The following is a 5,441-nucleotide window of genomic DNA, read 5'->3' on the forward strand; positions in this document are numbered from 1 at the left end:
CGAGACCGAGGGTGCAAGCCAAAGGAGTGTCAAAAGAATCGCCCATCCCTTGCCGCGGAACGCGGTGACGTTGATGGGGGTGGGCGTTAACGCTACTGTCGATTTCAATGGCAGCTCCTCGCTGAGACTTCGTAAACGATCGTGCGAACCTGAGTCTTCAACGAATAGTTTTCCCGACGCATGCTCCGCCGTCGACTCGATCGCCGCTTTATTGTAGCTGGTGTAGCAAGAATGGGAAAAATGAAGCCGTCAAACTCCCCTGTCGAACGCATTAAAAACCCGCCGAGCCCCCCTGTTATGCCTAAATTTCGCATTTTGATCGTCGGATGTGGCTACCTCGGAAGCGTGGTTGCCAAAATGGCTCACGATTCGGGACACACCGTTTTCGCCACCACGCGACGCCCAAACCGGGCCACCGAGCTTCGGAAACAAGGAATTGAGCCGATTCTTGCCGACTGGACGAACCGCTCTCGTTTGCGGGCGTTACCGGAGGTCGACCGGGTCTTGGTCGCAGTCAGCTACGATTCGGCCAGCAGGCTATCGCGTTATGAGTCGCAAGTCGGCGGAATGCGGAATTTACTGGAAGCTGTGCCCGAACAGGCCCATCTTTGCTACATCAGCACCACGGGGGTGTACCACCAGACCGGAGGCGTCTGGGTCGACGAACGATCCCCCGCGAAACCCAATCGCGAAGGGGGCCGGGTCCATCTGCAGGCCGAAGATTTGCTGCATCGCCATCGACCGGCCGCCCCCTGGACGATCCTGCGGTTAGCGGGGATTTACGGGCCTGGCCGAGTGCCGCGGATCGATTCGGTTTTGCAAGGGCAACCGATCGCGTCCGCCGAAGACGGCTACCTAAATCTGATTCACGTCCACGATGCCGCTCGTGCGGTGTTCGCAGCATGGCAGAAATCAGCCTACCGAATGTATGTGGTCGGGGACGACGAACCGATGCCAAGACGAGACTTTTACTGTGAAATTGCCCGCCAATGTGGTGCCGCAACTCCTGTTTTCGTGCCGCCACCGGCCGGTTCGGCCAAGCAAATGCGAAGCGAAAGCAATAAGCGAATTTGGAATCGTCGACTGAAGGGGAACTTATTACCCAAATTAGCCTTTCCGACCTATCGCGAAGGCTTGGCCTCGATCCTGAAGACTTGAGGGTGGTCTGACGCATTGAAGGTCGCCTGTGGCATTGCGGTAGCTTGGCCGTTCCGTCAGCAATCGCTTCGGTTTTTAGCAAATTCGTCGGGCGTGGCCTTGAGACACTTGGTTTGGAATGTTCCCTCATTCGGCGCCGTTATGATGTCAACCGGGTTTTCGTTGTTCCCCGGGACTGCGTAGAATACCGCACCCGCAAATTCATTCCTTTAAAAACCATTCGTCATGTTGATTCGCAAACCTATTTTCCCAGGTGTGATCGAGCTTAATTTTCAAGCTGGCGAGGTTCTCGGTTGCAACGTCTACCTGGTGTACGATCAAGACGAATGGATTCTGATCGACATCGGTTACGAAGAGACGGTCGAGGATTTTGTCGAGATCATTCGGCAGCTCGATTTCCCGCTGTCTCGCTGCAAGACGCTGGTCGCGACGCATGCGGATGTCGATCACATCCAGGGGCTTGCCAAGGCCAAACAGCTACTGAAGACGACGGTTACGGGGCACCCCAAAGCGGTCAAACCGCTTCGCGAAGGGGACACGTTGATCACGCTGGCGGAGATCGAAGCTCAGAACCTGAAACTCGCGATGCCACCGGTCGAAATCGAGCACGAGGTCAACGATGGCGACATCATCAAGATCGGCAATCTGGAACTCGAAGTTTGGCACACACCGGGACACACCGACAGCCAGTTGGCGTTCCGTCATGGCGACGTCTTGCTCAGCGGCGATAACATTTATCGTGATGGTTGCATCGGAGCGATCGACGCGCATCACGGCAGCGATATCAAGGCGTTCGTAAAATCGCTCGAGCGAATTCGCGACAGTGACGTCAAATGGTTAGCTCCGAGCCATGGCCCGATCTTCCGCAACGACAAAGACTTTCTAAATCGCACGATCGATCGTGTGCGTGGCTACTTGAAAATGGCCGACTTCGGCACGCTTGCCGACAGCTGGCCGCTGATGGACCAATGGGATGACGAAGTGGCCGAAGGCAAATTGCCCGAAGGCCTTATTCCGCCCAGTGCGTAAGCTGTGGGATCGGCTTGCAGCCTTTTTGCCCCCACAACTCAGCACGATAGGGATTTAAGCTCGTAAAAGTTATGGGGTATAAAAAGGCTAGAAGTCGATCCCACATTCAATCTATTTTTCGGCGACGTCGGCCCAGTCGGCTAGTTGGATGTGTTCGCACTTTTTGCAGCGGACGCGGATGCCGAGCGACTCGGGCATGATCCGCACTTTGCGTTGACATCCATTGCACTGGATACGCAATACATGCGGCTTGGCAACCAAAGAATCGAGTTGGCGATTGGTCACCCCAGGGACGCTGACGTCGCTGGCGAGCAGCACGGTCAACAGCGACTCGGTCAACTGAGAAACTTCGGCGATCCGGTCGGCCAAGCGGCGAATCGTGTCTTCGAATGCGTTTCGCACTAAACGGCCGTTGCCAAAATGGCGATCGCGGTGTTCGTACAGCTGCTGAAAACCGACCAACAAACGATGACGTGCTTCACTGGGCAATTGATATTGATTCTGCTCGCACATCCCTTCAAAGATGCGGCCCAGGTCCGAGGGCGTGTAGTCCTCGAAATCAATCTTGGTATTGATCCGCGATGACAAACCGGGGTTGCTGCGAATCATCTTGTCCATCTCGTCGCTGTAACCGGCCAAGATCACGGCCATCGATTCGCGGTCGTCTTCCATCCGTTTCAGCAGCGTCTGGATCGCTTCGCGTCCATAGGCATCATCGCCCGAGGCATCGACCAAACTGTAGGCTTCGTCGATAAACAGCACGCCACCTTTGGCGGAATCGCAGAGCTTGTTGGTTTTCGGCGCGGTTTGGCCAGCGTACTCGGCAACCAATCCGCTGCGATCGGTTTCAATGACGTGCCCCGAGGGAAGCGTACCGAGCCCACCGAGGATTTGTCCGACAATCCGCGCGACGGTCGTTTTGCCAGTGCCTGGATTCCCAATGAACGCCATATGCAAACTAATGGGCATCGTCGCAAGCCCGGCGTCTTTGCGTTGTTGCTGCAGACGCAGAAAGTTGGCATAGCTGCGAACTCGATCCTTGACGCCCTGCAACCCGATCAGCGACTCGAGCTCTTTCATCGCTGCTTGCAGTCGTCGCTCGCGATCGGCGGCAGTTTCGGTTGCTGGCGCATCGCCCGACGGTTCGCTCGCCTGCTGCTGTTCGTGTTGGTAGGCAACCGCCGAGGGACCTTCGGACGACGCGTTGCCGATCGGCGCGAGCGTTGATTTTGGATTCGCTGGATGCAGCGCCATGTCGATATCACGCTGTAACGTATGCAGTGCGACGGACTCTTCGGGCATCGTTTGACCGTCACATTTGGCGACCAGATTAGCCAGCCGCATGACGATCGTTTCGACCTGTGCCTTGCTGTCGGCAAGCGGGGCATAACGCACAAAGGGAGCGACCAGCGATTCCCAGGACAATTGGTCGGCTTGCTCGAATAGCCCGGTGGCCGCTTCGCGCAATTGCCCGCCTTGCAACTGTTCGCCCCACAGATGTTCGATCATCGCCGCGGCGACTCGCTTCTCGGCGCTGGTCCAGCGATCGTCGGCGCGAACGATCGTGACATAGACTTTGACCAACAACCCGCGATGCAGGTCATCCATCAGCTCAACGAACTGATTCGGATTGCCTTCGATTAGCGTGGGATAGCGGCGCACCATCCACTGGCCGCAATGGCTGTACAGCTTACCGCAGTCGCGAATCACGCGGCGCAGCAAACCAATCACACGGGCATCGTCTTTATCGTTCATCCTGCTCGTGCATCCAGCGGCTCAACCATGGCGACAATAGCAAACATGCGAGCCCCGAAAGCATCGCAGTGACTGCGATTGTACCAAACACACCGCCATACACGTCAACCGTCTCGGTCGGCAGCGGAATCACGCTGCCGGTGTCTCCGCCTTCGCTGACGCCAGTTAACTGGGAAATGATCGCGGCGAGGTACTGGCTAAACGCAGTCGCCAAGAACCAACCGCCCATCACCGTGCTGACGAGATGCCGAGGGCTGAGCTTGGTCATCGTCGAGAGCCCGACGGGGCTGAGGCACAATTCGCCCATCGTTTGCAGCAGGTACCCCAGCAACAACCAACTGATCGAGACCATCCCACGTCCATTGGCGTTGACGGCTCCGTACCAGAAGGCACCAAATCCGAGCCCCAGTAGCGCCAAACCAAACGCAAATTTAACTGGCGAGGAGGGATCGGCATCTCGCATTCGCAACTGCGTCCACAGTGCCGAGAAAACAAGTCCTAGCAGCAAAATGAAGATCGGATTGACCGACTGAAACAAACTGGCGGGCAATTCGGCATCACGCGAGGCGATCCCCATCCCGACATTGCTCTCGCGAATCGTCCAATCAATCTCAAAGCCTTTGGCTTCATGATCGGCTCGCAATTGATCCAAATCGGAAATCGAGAAGACTTCACCGTCTTTCCACTCGTATCCAATCTGTTCCTGAGTCGGTTCGATTTGAATGGTTTCGCCGACCATCGATTCGGTCACCACCGACGCTTCGACAACACGATCGACATTGCGGTCGGTAAACAGGTTGACGCTACTGCCGGCCTGTTCAAAGAACGCGAAAAACAGCATTTGAAAGAAGATCAGCACCAACGCAACGATCATCCGTTGCCGTGGTATTTGATCCAATTTAAAGGTCTGGATGATCAGATAACCAAACGCGATGATCCCGATCACGGTCAAGACCAGCCCCGCAGGCTTACTGACTTCCTTCAGAAAGACCACCGCGATACTGCGGACCGCCTTTGAGGTCGCCGAGGCGTCTTCTTGGACGTCACCGGTAAAACTATTGATCGTTTCGTTCGGGATCAATTGGAGCGATTTACCATCGTCGGTCAGTGGCGAAAATCCGCTCACCAGCAGCGTCAAAACGGGAATCGCGACCAATGTCCCGAGATAAACCATCCAGTCATGACGACTATCCATCCCCTCAGGCCGCTGGCCTTTGTCCGCACTCAAACCGCCTCGCGAGAGCGCCACACAGGCGATCGCCCCTGCGGCGACCAAGGCAACCGCGACAAAGATATTCACGGCGGTGGTCCATGGATTATCGGGGTGGAACACCAGCCTGCCGATGGCGCTGACCGCCGCCCCCAGCCCGATCAAACTTTGCGTCACCACGGTGGGCATCACAAACACGGCGAGCCCGATCAACATCCCGATCGTGGCGAGCCCAAAACCGTAATGCCATCCGTAGGTCTCGCCGACGTAGCCGCACAACAACGGACTC

3 protein-coding genes and 1 pseudogene are annotated in these 5,441 nt (G+C 56.4%); 2 read left to right on the plus strand and 2 right to left on the minus strand.

Annotated features, from left to right (window positions below):
* Positions 1-297 precede the first annotated feature (297 nt).
* Positions 298-1,158, plus strand: coding sequence for an SDR family oxidoreductase (locus tag ABX962_RS29045; RefSeq protein WP_372724739.1), 861 nt, complete (start codon positions 298-300; stop codon positions 1,156-1,158).
* A 225-nt stretch (positions 1,159-1,383) separates the two neighbouring features.
* Positions 1,384-2,187: an MBL fold metallo-hydrolase gene (locus tag ABX962_RS29050; RefSeq protein ID WP_372724740.1), complete on the plus strand. Its 804-nt coding sequence runs from the start codon at positions 1,384-1,386 to the stop codon at positions 2,185-2,187.
* Positions 2,188-2,298: 111 nt separating this feature from the next.
* Here the strand turns inward: ABX962_RS29050 and ABX962_RS29055 are convergent, their stop codons facing one another.
* Together ABX962_RS29055 and ABX962_RS29060 are read right to left on the minus strand one after the other, a co-directional pair.
* Entirely contained in the window at positions 2,299-3,942 is a 1,644-nt protein-coding gene (locus ABX962_RS29055; protein ID WP_372724742.1) for an AAA family ATPase, read from the minus strand.
* Positions 3,932-5,441: pseudogene (locus tag ABX962_RS29060) on the minus strand (hypothetical protein); the annotation flags it as partial. The pseudogene ABX962_RS29060 and the gene ABX962_RS29055, both read right to left, overlap by 11 nt.

This window comes from Novipirellula sp. (assembly GCF_041583735.1).
In the GTDB taxonomy this organism is placed as follows: Bacteria; Planctomycetota; Planctomycetia; order Pirellulales; family Pirellulaceae; genus Novipirellula.